We start from the raw sequence: 16,405 nt of genomic DNA on the forward strand, positions 1-16,405 counted from the left end.
GGGAGGCGCGGGGCGCCTGGGTGGGAACGGAGGTGCGAAGAGGCGCGGGGCGCCTGGGCGGGAACGGAGGTGCGGCGCCGTGCGGGGCCGCGGGGTCGCCGCGCGGACGACTACGTGGACCGGGAGGCCGACCGGGGCGTGGTCGGGGACGCGGATTCGGAGCGGGAGGCCGTCGTGGCCGTGCGGGCGGGCTCGCCGGGCTCGGGGGGCTGTGGGTCCCCCGCGCCGACGGCGGCCGTCGAGAGGCGGATCAGCCGGGCCTCGCAGTGGTCGAGCCAGCGGGCCTCGGCCTCGGTCTGGAAGATGAGCTGCTCCAGGACGAGGAGCCAGGCCACGTCGTCGCGCTCCCGGGTCGCCCCGCTCTCCAGCGCGGCGAGCGCCTGGGCCTTGAGCCGGGTGTAGTCCTGCATCGCCTTCACTGTGTGGCGGCGCTGCGACTGGATGACGGCGCGGATGTCCACGCCGGGTGCCCCGACGGCCATGGCGAGCTTGATGGCGAGCTCGTCACGGGCCGGGCTGGTGCGGTCCACCGGCTTCTCGAACCAGGCCCTCAGCTCCTCGCGACCGCTGTCGGTGATCGCGTAGAGCGCGTGGCCCGCCTCGTCCTCGCCGCCTTGGGCGACCATGCCGTCCCGTTCGAGACGGTTGAGCGTCGTGTAGACCTGGCCGACGTTGAGGGGCCAGGTGGAGCCTGTGCGGGACTCGAACTCCGTACGGAGCTGCGAGCCGTAGCGGGGCCCGCGTTCGAGGAGGGCGAGAAGCCCGTGGCGGATCGACATACTCAGTATGTATACCGAGTATGTCGGCGCGGACAAGCGACCTGAGACGGAACACGGGCGTCCGTCTCAGGGAGGACACGCGGGGTCGCACGAGGGAGCCGAGGCCTCAGCGGCGCCGCATCCGCACGCCGAGAAAGCCGATCCCGAGCCCCATCAGGGCCAGCCCCGCGCCCAGCGTGAGCACGGGAATCTGCCGGTCAGCGGCGTCGGCGGCAGTCCGGGAGCCGAGCCGCGGCGCCGCGGCGGGCACGCTGGCGGGCGCCGGAGCGGAGGTCGTGGCCTCCGTCTCGGGTACCGCTTCGGGGACCTCGCCCGCCTCGTCCGTCTCCTCGTCCACGGTGTCCGGCGGCTCTTCGGCTGTTGCCGTTTTGCTACGTGAGGGGTCGGCCGCCGCGTCCGTGCCGCTCGGTTTCGGAGGGCCGGGGGGCCGGCCGGGCCGTTCGCGGCCTTCCCCGGCGGGTCGGCCGGCGAGCGAGCGGGAGGGGGTGGGGCCGGGGGCCTCGGGGGGCGGTGCCGGTGCGGGGTGCGACTCCGCCGGGGAGGTGGGCGCGGCGGCCGGGGGCCGTCGGCCGGGAGGGCCGGACGTGCCGGGGGTGCCCGGAGGGCCGCTCGTCGGAGCCGAGGCCGAGGGGGACGGGGTGACCCACGGGGACGGCCCGTGCTTCCACTGCTTGGAGGGGGCGTCCTTCGGCGTCGTTGTCGTCGTCGCCGTGGACGCGGGCCCGGGGTGCTCGTGTCCGTACGCCGCCGGTACGACACCCACGGCCAGCCAGCACACCGCCACCGGACCCAGCGCCCGCCACCTAAGTGCCCGCCACCGAAGTACCTGCCACCTAGGTGCCCGCCGCCGAAGTGCCTGCCACCGAAGCGCCCGCCGCCGCGGCGCGCCCCGACGAAATGCCCGCGTCCGCGCGTCGCGGAGTCCTGGAGTCACCGGGTGACCCCCCTCCCGTACCGAACCGCCGAGGTTTCCCACTCAGCGTCACATGGGGGGACATTTCCGGCATCCGGGCACCCGCGCACGGATGAAGAGCGCGACGGGACGCCGCGCTCCTCGGGCCGGGAGAGGGGTGAGCGGGGCTACTGCCCCGGGTTGCCCGTCGAGATCTCCAGGGTGAACTCGGCGTCTTCCTTCGACGCGTCCGCACCGGCCGGCGGGTACTGGCTGAGGACCGTGCCCTCGCCGTACGTCGCCTCGTCCACCGGGGTCTGCTTCGTGATCTTCCAGCCCGCCTGCTGGATGCAGTCCTTCACGGACTGGATGTTCTTGTACGTGAAGTCGGGGATCTCGAACTTGGCCGGGTCGTCGCTCGACTCCCTCGGCTCGGTGCACTTCTTCGTGTCGATGGTCTTGGTGAGGTCAGGACCCTTGTGCCCGGGCGCGGCCGACTGGCTCTGGCTGGGGTCGCCGTCCGCCTTGCCCTCTGGGTCGTCCTTGTTGAGCGAGATCGCGGTGATCACACCGCCGATCGCCAGCAGCGCGACCACGATCGACCCCACGACCACCGGCATGTTCCGCCCGGAGCCGCCCGACCCGCCGGATCCACCGGATCCGTTGTGCATGGGGGTGCTCACCGGGGTCTGCGGCGACATCTGGTACGGCCCGGGAGTGGGCGTCTGGTACATGGGGGACGGCGGCGGCGTCTGCGCCTGCTGCGGGTACCCGTAGGACGGGGCCGGCGTCGGCGGACCGTACGGACCCGGCTGCGGCGTCGGCTGCTGGTACGGCTGCTGGACACCGTGCGTCGAGGGCGGCGGCGTCTGGCCGACCGGCGGGAAGACCGCCGAGCCCACACCGGAACCGCTGCTGACGGGCCCACCCGCCACGATCACCGGCGCGCCGGTCTGACCGGCCGACAGCACCCGCAGGCACTCGTCCTGCATCGCGGCGGCGCTCGGGAACCGCTCGTTCGGGTTCTTCTTCAGCGCGCGTGCGACGAGCGCGTCCATCGCCGGAGTGACCGAACGGTTGATGGACGAAGGCGCGACCGGCTCCTCCTGCACATGCGCGTACGCGATGGCCAGCGGCGAGTCCGCGTCGAACGGCAGGCGCCCCGTGAGGAGTTGGAAGAGCATGATGCCGACCGAGTACAGGTCGGAACGGGCGTCCACCGCACGGCCGAGGGCCTGTTCGGGGGAGAGGTACTGCGGCGTGCCGACGACCATGCCCGTCTGCGTCATCGAGGTGACACCGGACTGCATCGCACGGGCGATTCCGAAGTCCATCACCTTGACGACGCCGCGCTTGGTCATCATCACGTTGCCGGGCTTGATGTCCCGGTGGACCAGGCCCATTTCGTGGCTGGTCTCCAGCGCGGCGAGGACGTCGGCGGTCACCTTCAGCGCCTTGTCCGCCGGCATCGCGCCGAACTGCTGTACGTCGGAGGCCAGGACGGAGCCCAGCGGCTGCCCCTCGACGTACTCCATGACGATGTACGGCATGACGGCGCCGTCGAGGGTGTCCTCACCGGTGTCGAAGACCGACACGATGTTCGTGTGCGAAAGCTTCGCGACGGCCTGCGCCTCACGCCGGAACCGCTCACGGAAAGACTGTTCCCGGCCGAGTTCCGTGTGCAGCGTCTTGATGGCCACCTGACGGTCCAGGGCGCTGTCGTACGCCAGGTAGACGGAGGCCATCCCGCCCTCACCGAGCAGGTCGCGAAGCTGGTACCGGCCGTTCGCGACCGAACCGCCCGCATAGCGGCCCTGTGCGCCGTCCTGGCTCATTCGTGCTCCCCCTACGCGCGCGTGGCGGCGCTGATCCGGAATTTCCTGGCCAAGTCTGCCCCAGGGCACCGACACGTCAAGCCGGGTGCCCGTTCCGTGACCGTCCGCGTAGGAAGCGTCTCGGAAGCGTTACACGAAAGGGCCGGAATTTGCATCGGTACACGCGCAGAGGGTTGGATGGCCGGTCCACTCGGACCGTGGTGTCGGACGAAGCCTGTAGCGTGACGGCGGTACGGCACCACACGACGGACACATGACGGCGAGGACTGATGGCACCCGAATCCGAAGCAGGCGGCGGCGGCCTGTCGGGCGCTGCCGCGGAGTCCTGGGGCATCGGCGGAGTGGTCGGCGACGGCCGGTACCGCCTGACGCACCGTCTCGGACGCGGCGGCATGGCCGAGGTGTTCGCGGCCGAGGACGTCCGTCTGGGACGCACGGTCGCGGTGAAGCTGCTCCGGTCCGACCTCGCCGAGGACCCGGTCTCCAAGGCCCGCTTCACACGCGAGGCCCAGTCGGTCGCCGGCCTCAACCACCACGCGATCGTGGCGGTGTACGACTCCGGCGAGGACGTCGTCGGCAACCAGTCCGTGCCGTACATCGTGATGGAGCTGGTCGAGGGCCGCACCATCCGTGACCTGCTGATCAGCGCCGAGGCGCCCGGTCCCGAGCAGGCCCTGATCATCGTCTCCGGTGTGCTGGAGGCGCTCGCGTACTCGCACCAGCACGGCATCGTGCACCGTGACATCAAGCCGGCGAACGTCATCATCACGCACGCCGGCGCCGTGAAGGTGATGGACTTCGGCATCGCGCGCGCCCTGCACGGCGCGCAGTCGACGATGACCCAGACCGGCATGGTCATGGGCACGCCGCAGTACCTCTCCCCCGAACAGGCTCTCGGCAAGGCCGTCGACCACCGCTCGGACCTGTACGCCACCGGCTGTCTGCTCTACGAACTCCTCGCGCTGCGGCCCCCGTTCACGGGCGAGACCCCGCTCTCGGTGGTCTACCAGCACGTCCAGGACATCCCGGTCCCGCCGTCCGACGTCGCCCAGGACGCGCCGCCGGAGCTGGACGGACTGGTGATGCGCTCGCTGGCGAAGGACCCGGACGACCGGTTCCAGAGCGCCGAGGAGATGCGCGGGCTGATCCAGTACGGCCTGCAGATGCTCCAGCAGGCGGGCGGCCACACCGGCACGTGGAACACCGGCCCGGTGGAGGTGCACGAGGGCGCGCACACACCGGTCGGCGGTGTCGCGGCGACGGCCGCGATGGGCCACCCGATGCACCACGAGACCTCGCAGGGCCCGATCCTGCCGCCGATGAACCCGGAGGACGGCGGATACGACGGCGGGCACGGCGGCTACGGCCAGGACGGCTACGGCTCGCACCACGGCGGCAAGAGCGGCAGGGGCGGCCGCGCCAAGGCGATGCTGTTCGTGGCGCTCGCGCTGATCGCGATCGTCGCGGGTGTCGCGTACGCCCTGGACAAGGCCGCCGACAAGGGCAACGACAAGCCCACGACGCCGGTGGTCACCGACTCCTCGTCGGCGCCGTCGGACGAGCCGAGCCAGGAGAGCCCGCCGCCGAGCGAGGAGAGCCAGGAGCCGGACACGTCGACGGGCGGCAGCCAGCAGCCCTGGACGCCGTCGTACACCCCGTCGACCACGCCGCCCACCACGCCCCAGACGACGCCGCCGACCACCCCGTCGACGGAGCCGACGGACGACGGTTCGGACGACGGCGGCTCCACGGGCGAGCCGACGGACGAGCCGACCGACCCGCCGACCGGCGACCCCACGGACCCGGCGGCCGTGCAGGGCAGCACCGGCCAGCCGACCCGGCCGGGCACCAACCCCTGACCGACCGGCACCAGCCGGCCGGCACCGTCCGGTCGGCCCTCCCCCGGAGGGCCGGTCAGCCCGCGAAGGCGTCGCGTACCGCCTCGTACTCACGGGTCCACCACACCGCCAGGGCCGACGCCGCGGGAAACTGCGGGTCGGCCCTTCGGTCGTGGAGCTGGTAGCGCCAGCGCAGTATCCAGAAGTCGTTGAGCCGCTCCCACCACACCCGGTGCACCGCCGACGCCAGCTCGGCCCCGTCCGCGCCGGCCGCCCGCCGGTAGGCGCGCGCGTACGCGCGCACCTTCTCGAGGGCCAGCTCGCCCGCCGGCCGTACGAAGAAGATGGCGGCGGCCCTGACGGCCTCCTCCGCCCGGGGCTGGACCCCGAGGCGGTCCCAGTCGACGATCGCGGCGGGCTCGGCGCCCCGGTAGAGCAGGTTCAGCGGGTGGAAGTCGCCGTGCACCCAGCCCGCCGCGGTGGCGGGCGGCGGGCGGCGGTGGGCGTGCTCGGCGAGCAGACCGCGGCGTTCGAGCAGCCGGTGCTCGGCGAGTGCGTCGAAGCCGGTGCGCGGCCGGTGGGCGCGGGCCAGGCGGAGCAGCTCGTCGATGACCCGGAGGGTGTCCTCGGGGCGGGCGCTCTCGTGGCCTTCGCCGGGGGGCGGGGACTCCATGACCTGCGCGAGGCAGGTGTGGACGTGCCCGAGGAGCGCGCCCAGGCGCCGGGAACCGCCGGTGGAGAGCTGGGCGCCGTCGCGGTGGCGGCCGTCGACCCAGGGGTGCAGGGCGTAGCAGCGGCCGCCGATGACGGCGACCGTGCGGCCGTCGGAGTCGGCGAGCGGCGGGGCGACGGGCAGGCCGAGGGCGTGCAGGCGCTGGGTGGCGCGGTGCTGCCGGCTGATGGTGTCCCGGTCGGCGGTCGGGGCGTCGAGGTGCTGCTTGAGGAAGTAGGCGCCGCGGGTGGTGCGGAGGCGGTAGCCGCGGTTGAGGAGCCCCTGGGTGACGGGTTCGCAGGAGAGCGGCTCGCCGGCCTCGCGGTAGCGGCGCAGCAGGGCGCCGACGGGCGGAGCAAGCGTTTCAGATGAGCGCGGCACTCGCCAGATGTTAGATCACGCTACGTGCTGGAGATGTCGCGCGGTGGTGTAGTCGAGCTGGTGCACGGTCACGAACTGGGGCTCGATCCGCATGTAGACCGGGTCGAAGGGCTCCCCGTCCACGACCTGCGGGGTGGGGCCGAAGGCGGCCAGCTGTTCCTCGGTGGGTTCGACGACCTCCGCGGTACCGGTGAACTGCACGGACCAGAGGTTCTCGGCGCCGGAGTTGAAGTTGTCCGCGCCGTAGGCGACGACGCTGCCCGCGCAGGCGCGGTGGTAGCCGAGGCCGCGGTGCATCCGCAGCAGGACGCATCCCTCGTCCACGATGTGCCGGGCGGGGGCGACGAACGGCATGGCGCGCATGCTGGTCGCGACCCGTCCGTACGAGACGCGGCCCAGCAGTTCGATGGCGCGGATCTCCTCGGTGGCCATGGCCTCCACTCTCCCGCCACACGGCACTGTGCCGGAAGGGACGCCTGCCCCGGTTCGGCGGGGACGTAGGTCCCGAATCGGGGCCTCAGTGCCGTCCGGGCCTCAGCGCCGTTCGGACCTCAGTGCCGTCCGGGCCTCAGCGCCGTTCGGACCTCAGTGCCGTCCGGGCCTCAGCGCCGTTCGGGCCTCAGCGCCGTTGGAGCCTCGGTGCCGCTCGGGCCTCAGTGCCGTTCGGCCTGCAGCCGGGCGACGTACGCCGCGGCCTGGGAACGGCGCTCCATGCCCAGCTTCGACAGCAGGCTGGAGACGTAATTCTTGATCGTCTTCTCCGCGAGATGGAGCCGCTCGCCGATGGCCCGGTTGGTCAGGCCCTCGCCGATCAGATCGAGGATCTTGCGCTCCTGGTCCGTCAGATGGGCGAGCTTCTCGTCACCCTTCGGGTTGTTTCCGTCGCGTAGCCGTTCCAGAACGCGCGCGGTCGCGACCGGATCGAGCAGCGACTTTCCGGCAGCAACGTCACGAACGGCGGAAAGGAGCTCGTTGCCCCGGATGGCCTTCAGGACATAACCCGAGGCCCCGGCCATGATCGCGTCGAAGAGCGCCTCGTCGTCGGCGTACGAGGTGAGCATGAGGCACTTGATGTCCTCGTTCTGCGAACGCACCTCGCGACAGACCTCGACACCGCTGCCGTCCGGCAGCCGCACGTCGAGCACCGCCACATCGGGGCGCGTGGCGGGGATCCTGACCAGGGCGTCCGCCGCCGTACCCGCCTCCCCGACCACCTCGATGTCGTCCTCCACGGAGAGCAGCTCATGGACGCCGCGCCGCACGACCTCGTGGTCGTCCAACAGAAATACCCGGATTTTTCCATCTTCGCGCACCCACTCAGTCTCACATATTGGCTCTTCCCGTGCCCGGGGTGCGCGGGATAACGTGCCCCGTGTTCCGGCGGCCTGCCAGGCCGTTGCCAGTGCGCTGACCAGCTACTGTTCCCGCTTTTCTCGATTTACTTGGAAATCCAAGCAAAATCGCAGGTCAAATGGGGTTTCGCAGGAATGCGCGGCAGTGGGTAACGTGCCTATGACAGGGCGCTCGCCGGGGCACCTGTCACGCCTGGCCCGGCCGAGTCGCACCCACCCCGTGCGCGAGTACGGATTCAGGCGAGCCGCACTGGCCTTTCCCGGCAACCCCGGGGGCCGGACCGACGGAGGAGCACGCACGTGACCGTGGAGAGCACTGCCGCGCGCAAGACGACGCGACGCAGCAGCGGCACCAAGCGCACTGCCAGCGCGAGCGCCAAGAAGTCCCAGACTTCCGAGCCCGAGCTCGTTCAGCTGCTGACGCCCGAAGGGGAGCGCGTCCAGCACCCCGAGTACGACATCGACCTGAGCGCCGAGGAGCTGCGCGGCCTCTACCGCGACATGGTCCTCAGCCGTCGCTTCGACGCCGAGGCCACCGCCCTGCAGCGCCAGGGCGAGCTGGGCCTGTGGGCGTCGCTGCTGGGCCAGGAGGCCGCCCAGATCGGCTCCGGCCGCGCCCTCCGCGACGACGACTACGTCTTCCCGACCTACCGCGAGCACGCCGTCGCCTGGTGCCGTGGGGTCGACCCCACCAACCTCCTCGGCATGTTCCGCGGCGTGAACAACGGTGGCTGGGACCCCAACAGCAACAACTTCCACCTGTACACGATCGTCCTCGGCTCGCAGACCCTGCACGCCACCGGCTACGCCATGGGCATCGCCAAGGACGGCGCGGACTCCGCCGTGATCGCGTACTTCGGCGACGGTGCCTCCAGCCAGGGCGACGTCAACGAGTCGTTCGTCTTCTCCGCGGTCTACAACGCCCCGGTCGTGTTCTTCTGCCAGAACAACCAGTGGGCGATCTCCGAGCCCATCGAGAAGCAGACCCGCGTCCCGCTCTACCAGCGCGCCCGCGGCTTCGGCTTCCCCGGCGTCCGCGTCGACGGCAACGACGTCCTCGCGTGCCTGGCCGTGACCCGGTCGGCGCTCGAGCGCGCCCGCCGCGGCGAGGGCCCGACGCTCATCGAGGCGTACACCTACCGCATGGCCGCCCACACCACCTCCGACGACCCGACCCGCTACCGCCGCGACGCGGAGCGCGAGGAGTGGGAGGCCAAGGACCCGATCCTGCGCCTCAAGGCCTACATGGAGCGCGAGGGCCACGCCGACGCCGCCTTCTTCGAGGAGCTGGAGACGGAGAGCGAGGCGCTGGGCAAGCACGTCCGCGAGGTCGTCCGCGCCATGCCCGTCCCGGAGCACATGGCGATGTTCGACAACGTGTACGCGGACGGGCACGCGCTCGTCGACGAGGAGCGCGCGCAGTTCGCCGCCTACCAGGCGTCCTTCGAGGGCGGAGAGGCCGAGTAACCATGGCTGTTCAGAAGCTTCCCCTGGCGAAGGCGCTCAACGAGTCGCTGCGCAAGGCCCTGGAGACCGACCCCAAGGTCCTGGTCATGGGCCTGGACGTCGGCAAGCTCGGCGGTGTCTTCCGGATCACCGACGGCCTGCAGAAGGACTTCGGCGAGGACCGGGTCATCGACACCCCGCTTGCCGAGTCCGGCATCGTCGGCACCGCGATCGGTCTCGCGCTGCGCGGCTACCGGCCGGTCGTGGAGATCCAGTTCGACGGCTTCGTCTTCCCGGCGTACGACCAGATCGTCTCCCAGCTGGCGAAGATGCGGGCCCGTTCGCTCGGCACGGTGAAGATGCCGATCGTCATCCGCATCCCGTACGGCGGTGGCATCGGCGCCGTCGAGCACCACTCCGAGTCCCCCGAGTCGCTCTTCGCGCACGTCGCGGGCCTCAAGGTCGTCACCCCGGCGAACCCCTCGGACGCCTACTGGATGCTCCAGCAGGCGATCCAGAGCGACGACCCGGTGATCTTCTTCGAGCCCAAGCGCCGCTACTGGGACAAGGGCGAGCTCGACACCGAGGCCATCCCCGGCGAGCTGCACAAGGCCCGGGTCGCCCGCGAGGGCACGGACCTCACGCTCGTCGCGTACGGCCCGATGGTGAAGACCTGCCTGGAGGCCGCCGCGGCCGCCGCCGAGGAGGGCAAGTCGGTCGAGGTCGTGGACCTGCGCTCGATCTCCCCGCTGGACTTCGACACCGTCCAGGCCTCGGTCGAGAAGACCCGTCGCCTGGTCGTGGTCCACGAGGCCCCGGTCTTCTTCGGCTCCGGAGCGGAGATCGCCGCCCGTATCACCGAGCGCTGCTTCTACCACCTGGAGGCCCCCGTCCTGCGGGTCGGCGGCTACCACGCGCCGTATCCGCCGGCGCGCCTGGAGGAGGAGTACCTGCCGGGCCTGGACCGCGTGCTCGACGCCGTCGACCGCTCGCTGGCGTACTGAGGAGAGCACCGTGACGATCCGCGAATTCAAGATGCCCGACGTGGGCGAGGGCCTCACCGAGGCCGAAATCCTCAAGTGGTACGTCCAGCCCGGTGACTCGGTCACCGACGGTCAGGTCGTGTGCGAGGTCGAGACGGCGAAGGCGGCCGTCGAGCTGCCGATCCCCTTCGACGGCACGGTCCACGACCTGCTCTTCCCCGAGGGCACGACGGTCGACGTCGGCCAGGTGATCATCTCGGTGAACGTGGGCGGTGGGGCTCCGGCGGCCGAGGCTCCGGTCGCCCAGGCGCCCGTGGAGGCTGCGGCCCCCGCTGCGGCCGCCGCTCCCGCCGCCGAGGCGCCGGCCGAGGAGGGTGAGCCGCAGGGCCGTCAGCCCGTCCTGGTCGGTTACGGCGTGGCCGCGAGCTCGACCAAGCGCCGAGCCCGCAAGGGTGCGGGCGTCCCCTCGCAGGGCGCCTCCGCGCAGGCCGCGCCCGCGCCGGCCGCCTCCGCGATCCAGGGCGAGCTCAACGGCCACGGCGGCTCCACCGCGACCGCCGCCCGCCCGCTGGCCAAGCCTCCCGTGCGGAAGCTGGCCAAGGACCTCGGCGTCGACCTGACGACGGTCGTCCCGACCGGTCCGGACGGGATCATCACCCGCGAGGACGTCCACGCGGCCGCCGCCCCGGCGCCGGCTGCCGTCGAGGCCCCCGCGCCCGTGGCCGTGGCTCCGGCTCAGGTCCAGGCCCCGGCGCCCGCCGCGGCGCCCTCGGCCGTGACGTCCACGGACGCCCGCGAGACGCGTGTCCCGATCAAGGGCGTACGGAAGGCCACGGCGGCCGCGATGGTCGGCTCGGCCTTCACCGCACCGCACGTCACCGAGTTCGTCACCTTCGACATCACGCGCACGATGAAGCTGGTCGAGGAGCTCAAGGCCGACAAGGACATGGCGGGCCTGCGGGTCAACCCGCTGCTCCTCATCGCCAAGGCCGTCCTGGTCGCCGTCCGGCGCAACCCGGAGATCAACGCGGCCTGGGACGAGGCGAACCAGGAGATCGTGCTCAAGCACTACGTCAACCTGGGCATCGCCGCGGCGACCCCGCGCGGTCTGATCGTGCCGAACATCAAGGACGCGCACGCCCAGACCCTGCCGGAGCTGTCGACGTCCCTGAGCGAGCTGGTCGCCACCGCCCGCGAGGGCAAGACGACCCCGGCCGCGATGCAGGGCGGCACGTTCACCATCACCAACGTGGGCGTCTTCGGCGTCGACACCGGTACGCCCATCCTGAACCCCGGCGAGTCCGCGATCCTCGCGGTCGGTGCGATCAAGCTCCAGCCGTGGGTCCACAAGGGCAAGGTGAAGCCGCGTCAGGTCACCACTCTGGCCCTGTCGTTCGACCACCGCCTGGTGGACGGCGAGCTGGGCTCGAAGTTCCTTGCCGACGTGGCGGCGATCCTGGAGCAGCCCAAGCGCCTGATGACCTGGTCCTGAACCAGCGGGCCCGGTTCCGGGTCCATCGCTGACTCGGTGCCCGAGTTGCACTGTTTCACGTGAAACAACACCCGGCCGGAGGCAAACGCCTCCGGCCGGGTGTGTTTTCGGGGTCGCCTTCGGGCCGACTCCGGGCCGGTTTCGGGTCGGCTCCGGAAGCCGTCCGCATCGCGGACAGGGCCGACTGATGCACCCCTGTTGTATCTAAGCTGTGCGCATGGCATCCGCACCCCCAGCAGCCGACCGCGTCTACATGCACGTCAAGCAGGCTGTCCTCGACCGCCGTTACGAGGGCGGCACGCTGCTCACCGAGGGCGAACTCGCCCTGGCCGTCGGGGTGTCCCGGACCCCCGTACGCGAGGCCCTGCTGAAGCTGGAGATGGAAGGGCTGCTCAAGCTCTACCCGAAGAAGGGCGCCCTCGTCCTCGCCGTCTCCGCGCAGGAGATCGCCGATGTCGTCGAGACCCGGCTGCTCGTCGAGGAGTTCGCCGTCCGCCGTGCCGTCCCGGCCTCTCCCGCGCTCGTCGAACGGCTCGAAGAGCTCCTGGAGGAGCAGAAGCGGCACGCCGAGGTCGGGGACCTCGCGGAGGTCGCCGTCACCGACCGCTGCTTCCACGCCGAGATCGTCAAGTACGCCGGGAACCAGATCCTCGCCCGCCTCTACGACCAGCTGCGCGACCGTCAGCTGCGGATGGGCGTCGCCGTCATGCAGTCCCAGCCCGACCGGATCGCCAAGAACATCACCGAGCACGCCGAGATCCTGGAGCGGATCAGGGCCGGTGACGTCGAGGGCGCGGCGGGCTGCGTCCGTCAGCACCTGAGCTGGGTCAAGGTCCTGGTCCGGGGTGAGGACAGGTGAGCCGCGACGGATTCGGATCAGCCGTCACCCTCCCCGGTGACCCGCCCGGAGGCCGGCGCGCCGCCCTCGTCTGGGGCGTCGGCGTCGCCGTCTACTTCGTCGCCGTCATCTTCCGTACGTCCCTGGGAGTCGCCGGACTCGACGCCGCCGACCGCTTCGACGTCAACGCCTCGGCCCTCTCCACCTTCTCCATACTCCAGCTGCTGGTCTACGCCGGGATGCAGATACCGGTCGGCCTCATGGTCGACCGGCTCGGCACCAAGAAGGTGCTGACCATCGGCGTCGTGCTCTTCACGATCGGCCAGCTCGGCTTCGCGCTCGCCCCCTCGTACGGCATGGCGCTCACCGCCCGCGCGCTGCTCGGCTGCGGCGACGCGATGACCTTCATCAGCGTGCTGCGCCTGGGCACCCGCTGGTTCCCCGCCCGGCGCGGACCCCTCATCGGCCAGGTCGCCGCGCTCTTCGGCATGGCCGGCAACCTCGTCTCCACCATCGTCATCGCCCGGGCCCTGCACGGCGTGGGCTGGACGACCACCTTCGTCGGCAGCTCCCTCGCCGGCGTCCTCGTGCTCGTCCTGCTGCTGCTCTTCCTCAAGGACCACCCCGAGGGCCACGAGCCGCCGCCCGCCCCGCACGCGGGCGCCGTGTTCGTCCGCCGGCAGATCGCCGAGTCCTGGCGGGAGCCCGGCACCCGGCTCGGCATGTGGGTGCACTTCACGACCCAGTTCCCCGCGATGGTGTTCCTGCTGCTGTGGGGGCTGCCGTTCCTCGTCGAGGCACAGGGGCTCTCCCGGGGCGTCGCGGGCGAGCTGCTGACCCTGGTCGTGCTCTCCAACATGGTGGTGGGACTCGCGTACGGGCAGATCATCGCCCGGCACCACGCGGCCAGGGCCCCGCTCGCCCTCGGCACGGTCGGGGCGACGGCGCTGCTGTGGGCCGCCACGCTCGCCCACCCCGGCGACCACGCACCGATGTGGCTGCTGATCACCCTCTGCGCGGTCCTCGGGGCGTGCGGCCCCGCCTCGATGATCGGCTTCGACTTCGCCCGCCCCGCCAACCCGCCGGAGCGTCAGGGGACGGCATCGGGAATCGTCAACATGGGTGGTTTCACGGCCTCGATGACGACGCTGCTCGCGGTCGGCATCCTCCTCGACGCCACCGGCGACAACTACCGGATCGCCTTCTCGTCCGTCTTCGTCCTGGAGGCGCTGGGCGTCGTGCAGATCCTGCGCCTGAAGTCCCGCACGGCCCGCCGGGAGAGGGAACGCCTCGTCGCCAGCCGCGTCGAGACGGTCCACGTACCGGCGTGACCCCCGGCGCCGTCAGGGAGTGACGGTACGCGTGATGCCCGGGCCGGGCGCCGTCAGGGAGTGACGGGGCGCGCGTGATGCGGGGCCGGGCGCCGTCAGGGAGTGACGGCGAAGTTGTCCAGGATGGCCTGCGCCAGGTCCGTGTCGCCCTCGATCTTGATCCGGTCGGCGACCGCCGCCGGACGGACCCGGCCGCACGCCAGCCGTACGTACGTCTCCCAGTCCAGCGCCAGCGTCACCGCCGGACCCAGCGACGGGGCCCCGTCGACCGAGCCGCGGCCCTCCGCGTCGACCCGTACCGTCCGCAGGAACTCCACCGGGCCGTGCACGTCCACCACGACCGCCGAGTTCGGGGGCGCGCCCGCGTCCTTCGCGACGACCTTCGGCAGCGCGGCGAGCAGGTTGTCCCGGGTCACCAGCGCGCCGGGGGAGTCCAGGTTGCCCGGCTTCCCGAGGGCGATCCGCAGGTCCTGCTCGTGCACCCAGACGTCGAAGGCCCGCATCCGATACGCCACTTCGAGGGTCTGCTCGGCGCCGAGCGGGGCGCGGATCAGATGGTCCGGCTGCCGGTTCTCGTTGCGCAGCTGACGGGCGCGGCGGATCAGGATGTACTCCAGCTCCGACGTCATCTCGGGGCCCGTGTGGTGCCGCCGTACGTCGACCTGCATCTCCATGTAGCGCGCGAACTCACTGCGCACGTGGTAGAGATCGCGGGGCAGGGAGTGGATGGGGCGCGGATCGCCGAGCATCTCGCACTCCAGGCCGATGACATGGGACACGATGTCGCGCACCGACCAGCCCGGGCACGGTGTCGCGCGGTTCCATTCGCCTTCCACGAGCGGCTGCACCAGCTCGGATATCGCTTCGATGGAGTGGGTCCAGGCGTCGGCGTAGGTCTGAAGGCTGGGATGGACGGTCACGGGACCCCTCGGCGGTTCTGCGGTGCACGGGCTGACGATCGAGCGGACAGGCGGGCTGGAGACAAGACTGCGTGGGAGGCTCGGACGCTAAGTTACGCTGCCCGAAGGCACCCCGGCAGTGCTTTCGTGTGACGATCGTAGGCCCGTGTTGACGGCTCGAATGCCAGGACGGTGGTAGTGTGCGCGCCTCGCTGATCCAGATCGCAGTAGACCCGGACGAACCGGTCGTATCGCGCCGCGCGCGGGTGGCGGAGCTGGTGCGGGCCGAGCGCGGCGCCGCGGATCTCGTCGTCCTGCCGGAGCTGTGGCCGATGGGCGCGTTCGCGTACGAGTCCTTCGCGGCGGAGTCCGAACCGCTGCGCGGCCCCACGTACGAGGCGATGGCGGCGGCCGCCCGGGACGCGGGCGTCTGGCTGCACGCCGGATCGATCGTCGAGGCGGCCGAGGGGGCGCTCTTCAACACCTCGCTCGTCCTCTCCCCGTCGGGAGACCTCGTGGCCTCCTACCGGAAGATCCACCGCTTCGGCTTCGACAAGGGCGAGGCCGTGATGATGGCGGCGGGGGACGAACTGGTGACGGTCGACCTGCCGGAGCTGACGGTGGGTGTCGGCACCTGCTACGACCTGCGCTTCCCCGAGCTCTTCCGGGGCCTGGTGGACGCGGGCGCCCAGGCCTTCGTCGTCCCGGCCGGCTGGCCGGCCCGCCGCCGCGCCCACTGGACGCTGCTCGCGCAGGCGCGGGCGGTGGAGAACCAGGCGTACGTGCTGGCCTGCGGCACGGCCGGCACCCACGCGGGCGTGGAGCAGGCCGGGCACTCGATCGCGGTGGACCCGTGGGGCGAGGTCCTCGCGGAGGCGGGCCCGGACGAGGAGATCCTGCGGGTGGAACTGGACGCGGAACGGGTGACCACGACGAGGGAACAGTTCCCGGCGCTGAAGGACCGGGTGCTGTAAAGGACCGGGTGCGGCAGGAGGGCGTACGGGTGCGGTGCACCGCGTACCCGGAGCATGCGGTGCGCCGCGCACCCGGAGCGCCCGCGCTAGTCCTCCCGCTCCGCCATCCGGATCACGCACACGGCGACCGCGATGAGCAGCGGGGCGTCGGCGTCCTCGCGGACGACGTTCACGGCGTAGGTGTCCCGGACGCGGAACCACTGCCGGGAGATGTGGGCGAGCAGTTCGCCGTCGTACTCGACCGTGAACTCCCGGTCCAGGATCCGCCCGCTGACGTCCAGCTCGGTGCCCTCGATGAGGGTGACCCGGTAGTGGTTGCGCAGCAGGGAGAGCCGCTTCCTGCGGATGGTGGCGAGCGGCCGGTCGTCGCGCTCGATTGTCATCGCGTCCCGCAGGCTGAACATCTTCTGCCGCAGCGTGACCAGGACATGCCCGGTGGGATCCTTCAGCTCCAGCGTGTCGCGCAGCCGCAGCGCCTTGCCGTCGACCAGGAAGGCATGGCGGCCGCGCTCGTCCTCGATCCAGTAGTCGTCACCGACGGCGAAGATTTTGTCCCGTACGAGATATTTCATACCGGATGCGTTCCCCGCCGGGTGGCGCTTCACGCGGTGCGAACGGGGGCGTCAGGGGCACCGCTCGGGGGCACGTTCATG

Annotated in this window: 15 protein-coding genes; 7 read left to right on the forward strand and 8 right to left on the reverse strand. The window is 71.5% G+C overall.

Annotated elements, in window-relative coordinates; translation table 11 throughout:
• Positions 1-110: 110 nt before the first annotated feature.
• The 3 genes from ACFVGW_RS14000 to ACFVGW_RS14010 all read right to left on the reverse strand — a co-directional run bounded on the left by ACFVGW_RS14000 (position 111) and on the right by ACFVGW_RS14010 (position 3,506).
• Positions 111-779, reverse strand: a complete 669-nt coding sequence (locus ACFVGW_RS14000; protein WP_385852119.1) for a PadR family transcriptional regulator — start codon at positions 777-779, stop codon at positions 111-113.
• Between the two features lie 106 nt (positions 780-885).
• Positions 886-1,116, reverse strand: coding sequence for a hypothetical protein (locus ACFVGW_RS14005; RefSeq protein ID WP_385852120.1), 231 nt, complete (start codon positions 1,114-1,116; stop codon positions 886-888).
• A gap of 743 nt (positions 1,117-1,859) precedes the next feature.
• Positions 1,860-3,506 (reverse strand): protein kinase, encoded by a 1,647-nt coding sequence (locus ACFVGW_RS14010; protein ID WP_385852121.1) that lies wholly within the window; start codon positions 3,504-3,506, stop codon positions 1,860-1,862.
• 269 nt (positions 3,507-3,775) lie between these two features.
• Here ACFVGW_RS14010 and ACFVGW_RS14015 point away from each other — a divergent pair, with 269 nt between their 5' ends.
• Complete coding sequence (locus ACFVGW_RS14015) at positions 3,776-5,365, forward strand: protein kinase (protein ID WP_385852122.1); 1,590 nt, start codon at positions 3,776-3,778, stop codon at positions 5,363-5,365.
• 55 nt (positions 5,366-5,420) lie between these two features.
• Here ACFVGW_RS14015 and ACFVGW_RS14020 read toward each other — a convergent pair whose 3' ends face one another.
• From ACFVGW_RS14020 to ACFVGW_RS14030, 3 genes are all read right to left on the reverse strand, one after another.
• A complete protein-coding gene (locus ACFVGW_RS14020) occupies positions 5,421-6,437 on the reverse strand; it encodes a phosphotransferase (protein WP_385852123.1) in 1,017 nt (338 codons plus the stop codon).
• Between the two features lie 15 nt (positions 6,438-6,452).
• Positions 6,453-6,869: a pyridoxamine 5'-phosphate oxidase family protein gene (locus ACFVGW_RS14025; RefSeq protein WP_383290923.1), complete on the reverse strand. Its 417-nt coding sequence runs from the start codon at positions 6,867-6,869 to the stop codon at positions 6,453-6,455.
• 221 nt (positions 6,870-7,090) lie between these two features.
• Entirely contained in the window at positions 7,091-7,750 is a 660-nt protein-coding gene (locus ACFVGW_RS14030) for a response regulator (RefSeq protein ID WP_383224210.1), read from the reverse strand.
• 339 nt (positions 7,751-8,089) lie between these two features.
• On the opposite strand from ACFVGW_RS14030, the gene pdhA reads away from it, so the two are divergent.
• The 5 genes from pdhA (at position 8,090) to ACFVGW_RS14055 (ending at position 13,879) form a co-directional block, all read left to right on the forward strand.
• On the forward strand, positions 8,090-9,256 hold the full coding sequence (pdhA, locus tag ACFVGW_RS14035; RefSeq protein ID WP_383224208.1) for a pyruvate dehydrogenase (acetyl-transferring) E1 component subunit alpha: 1,167 nt from the start codon (positions 8,090-8,092) through the stop codon (positions 9,254-9,256).
• A gap of 2 nt (positions 9,257-9,258) precedes the next feature.
• The gene (locus ACFVGW_RS14040; RefSeq protein ID WP_383224205.1) at positions 9,259-10,239 is read left to right on the forward strand and encodes an alpha-ketoacid dehydrogenase subunit beta; all 981 of its coding nucleotides are present in this window, start codon (positions 9,259-9,261) and stop codon (positions 10,237-10,239) included.
• 31 nt (positions 10,240-10,270) lie between these two features.
• The gene (locus ACFVGW_RS14045) at positions 10,271-11,710 is read left to right on the forward strand and encodes a dihydrolipoamide acetyltransferase family protein (RefSeq protein WP_385852245.1); all 1,440 of its coding nucleotides are present in this window, start codon (positions 10,271-10,273) and stop codon (positions 11,708-11,710) included.
• Between the two features lie 217 nt (positions 11,711-11,927).
• Positions 11,928-12,569 (forward strand): GntR family transcriptional regulator, encoded by a 642-nt coding sequence (locus ACFVGW_RS14050; RefSeq protein ID WP_352187289.1) that lies wholly within the window; start codon positions 11,928-11,930, stop codon positions 12,567-12,569.
• Positions 12,566-13,879 (forward strand): nitrate/nitrite transporter, encoded by a 1,314-nt coding sequence (locus ACFVGW_RS14055; RefSeq protein WP_385852124.1) that lies wholly within the window; start codon positions 12,566-12,568, stop codon positions 13,877-13,879. The genes ACFVGW_RS14050 and ACFVGW_RS14055 overlap by 4 nt, the downstream gene beginning before the upstream one ends.
• A 95-nt stretch (positions 13,880-13,974) precedes the next feature.
• Here the strand turns inward: ACFVGW_RS14055 and ACFVGW_RS14060 are convergent, their stop codons facing one another.
• Positions 13,975-14,799, reverse strand: a complete 825-nt coding sequence (locus ACFVGW_RS14060; RefSeq protein ID WP_383224201.1) for a maleylpyruvate isomerase family mycothiol-dependent enzyme — start codon at positions 14,797-14,799, stop codon at positions 13,975-13,977.
• A 179-nt stretch (positions 14,800-14,978) separates the two neighbouring features.
• Here ACFVGW_RS14060 and ACFVGW_RS14065 point away from each other — a divergent pair, with 179 nt between their 5' ends.
• Entirely contained in the window at positions 14,979-15,752 is a 774-nt protein-coding gene (locus ACFVGW_RS14065) for a carbon-nitrogen family hydrolase (RefSeq protein WP_385852125.1), read from the forward strand.
• Between the two features lie 86 nt (positions 15,753-15,838).
• On the opposite strand, the gene ACFVGW_RS14070 is transcribed toward ACFVGW_RS14065, so the two are convergent.
• Positions 15,839-16,324, reverse strand: a complete 486-nt coding sequence (locus ACFVGW_RS14070) for an LURP-one-related/scramblase family protein (RefSeq protein ID WP_385852126.1) — start codon at positions 16,322-16,324, stop codon at positions 15,839-15,841.
• Positions 16,325-16,405 lie beyond the last annotated feature (81 nt).

The organism is Streptomyces sp. NPDC127129 (assembly GCF_042671585.1).
Lineage (GTDB): Bacteria > Actinomycetota > Actinomycetes > Streptomycetales > Streptomycetaceae > Streptomyces.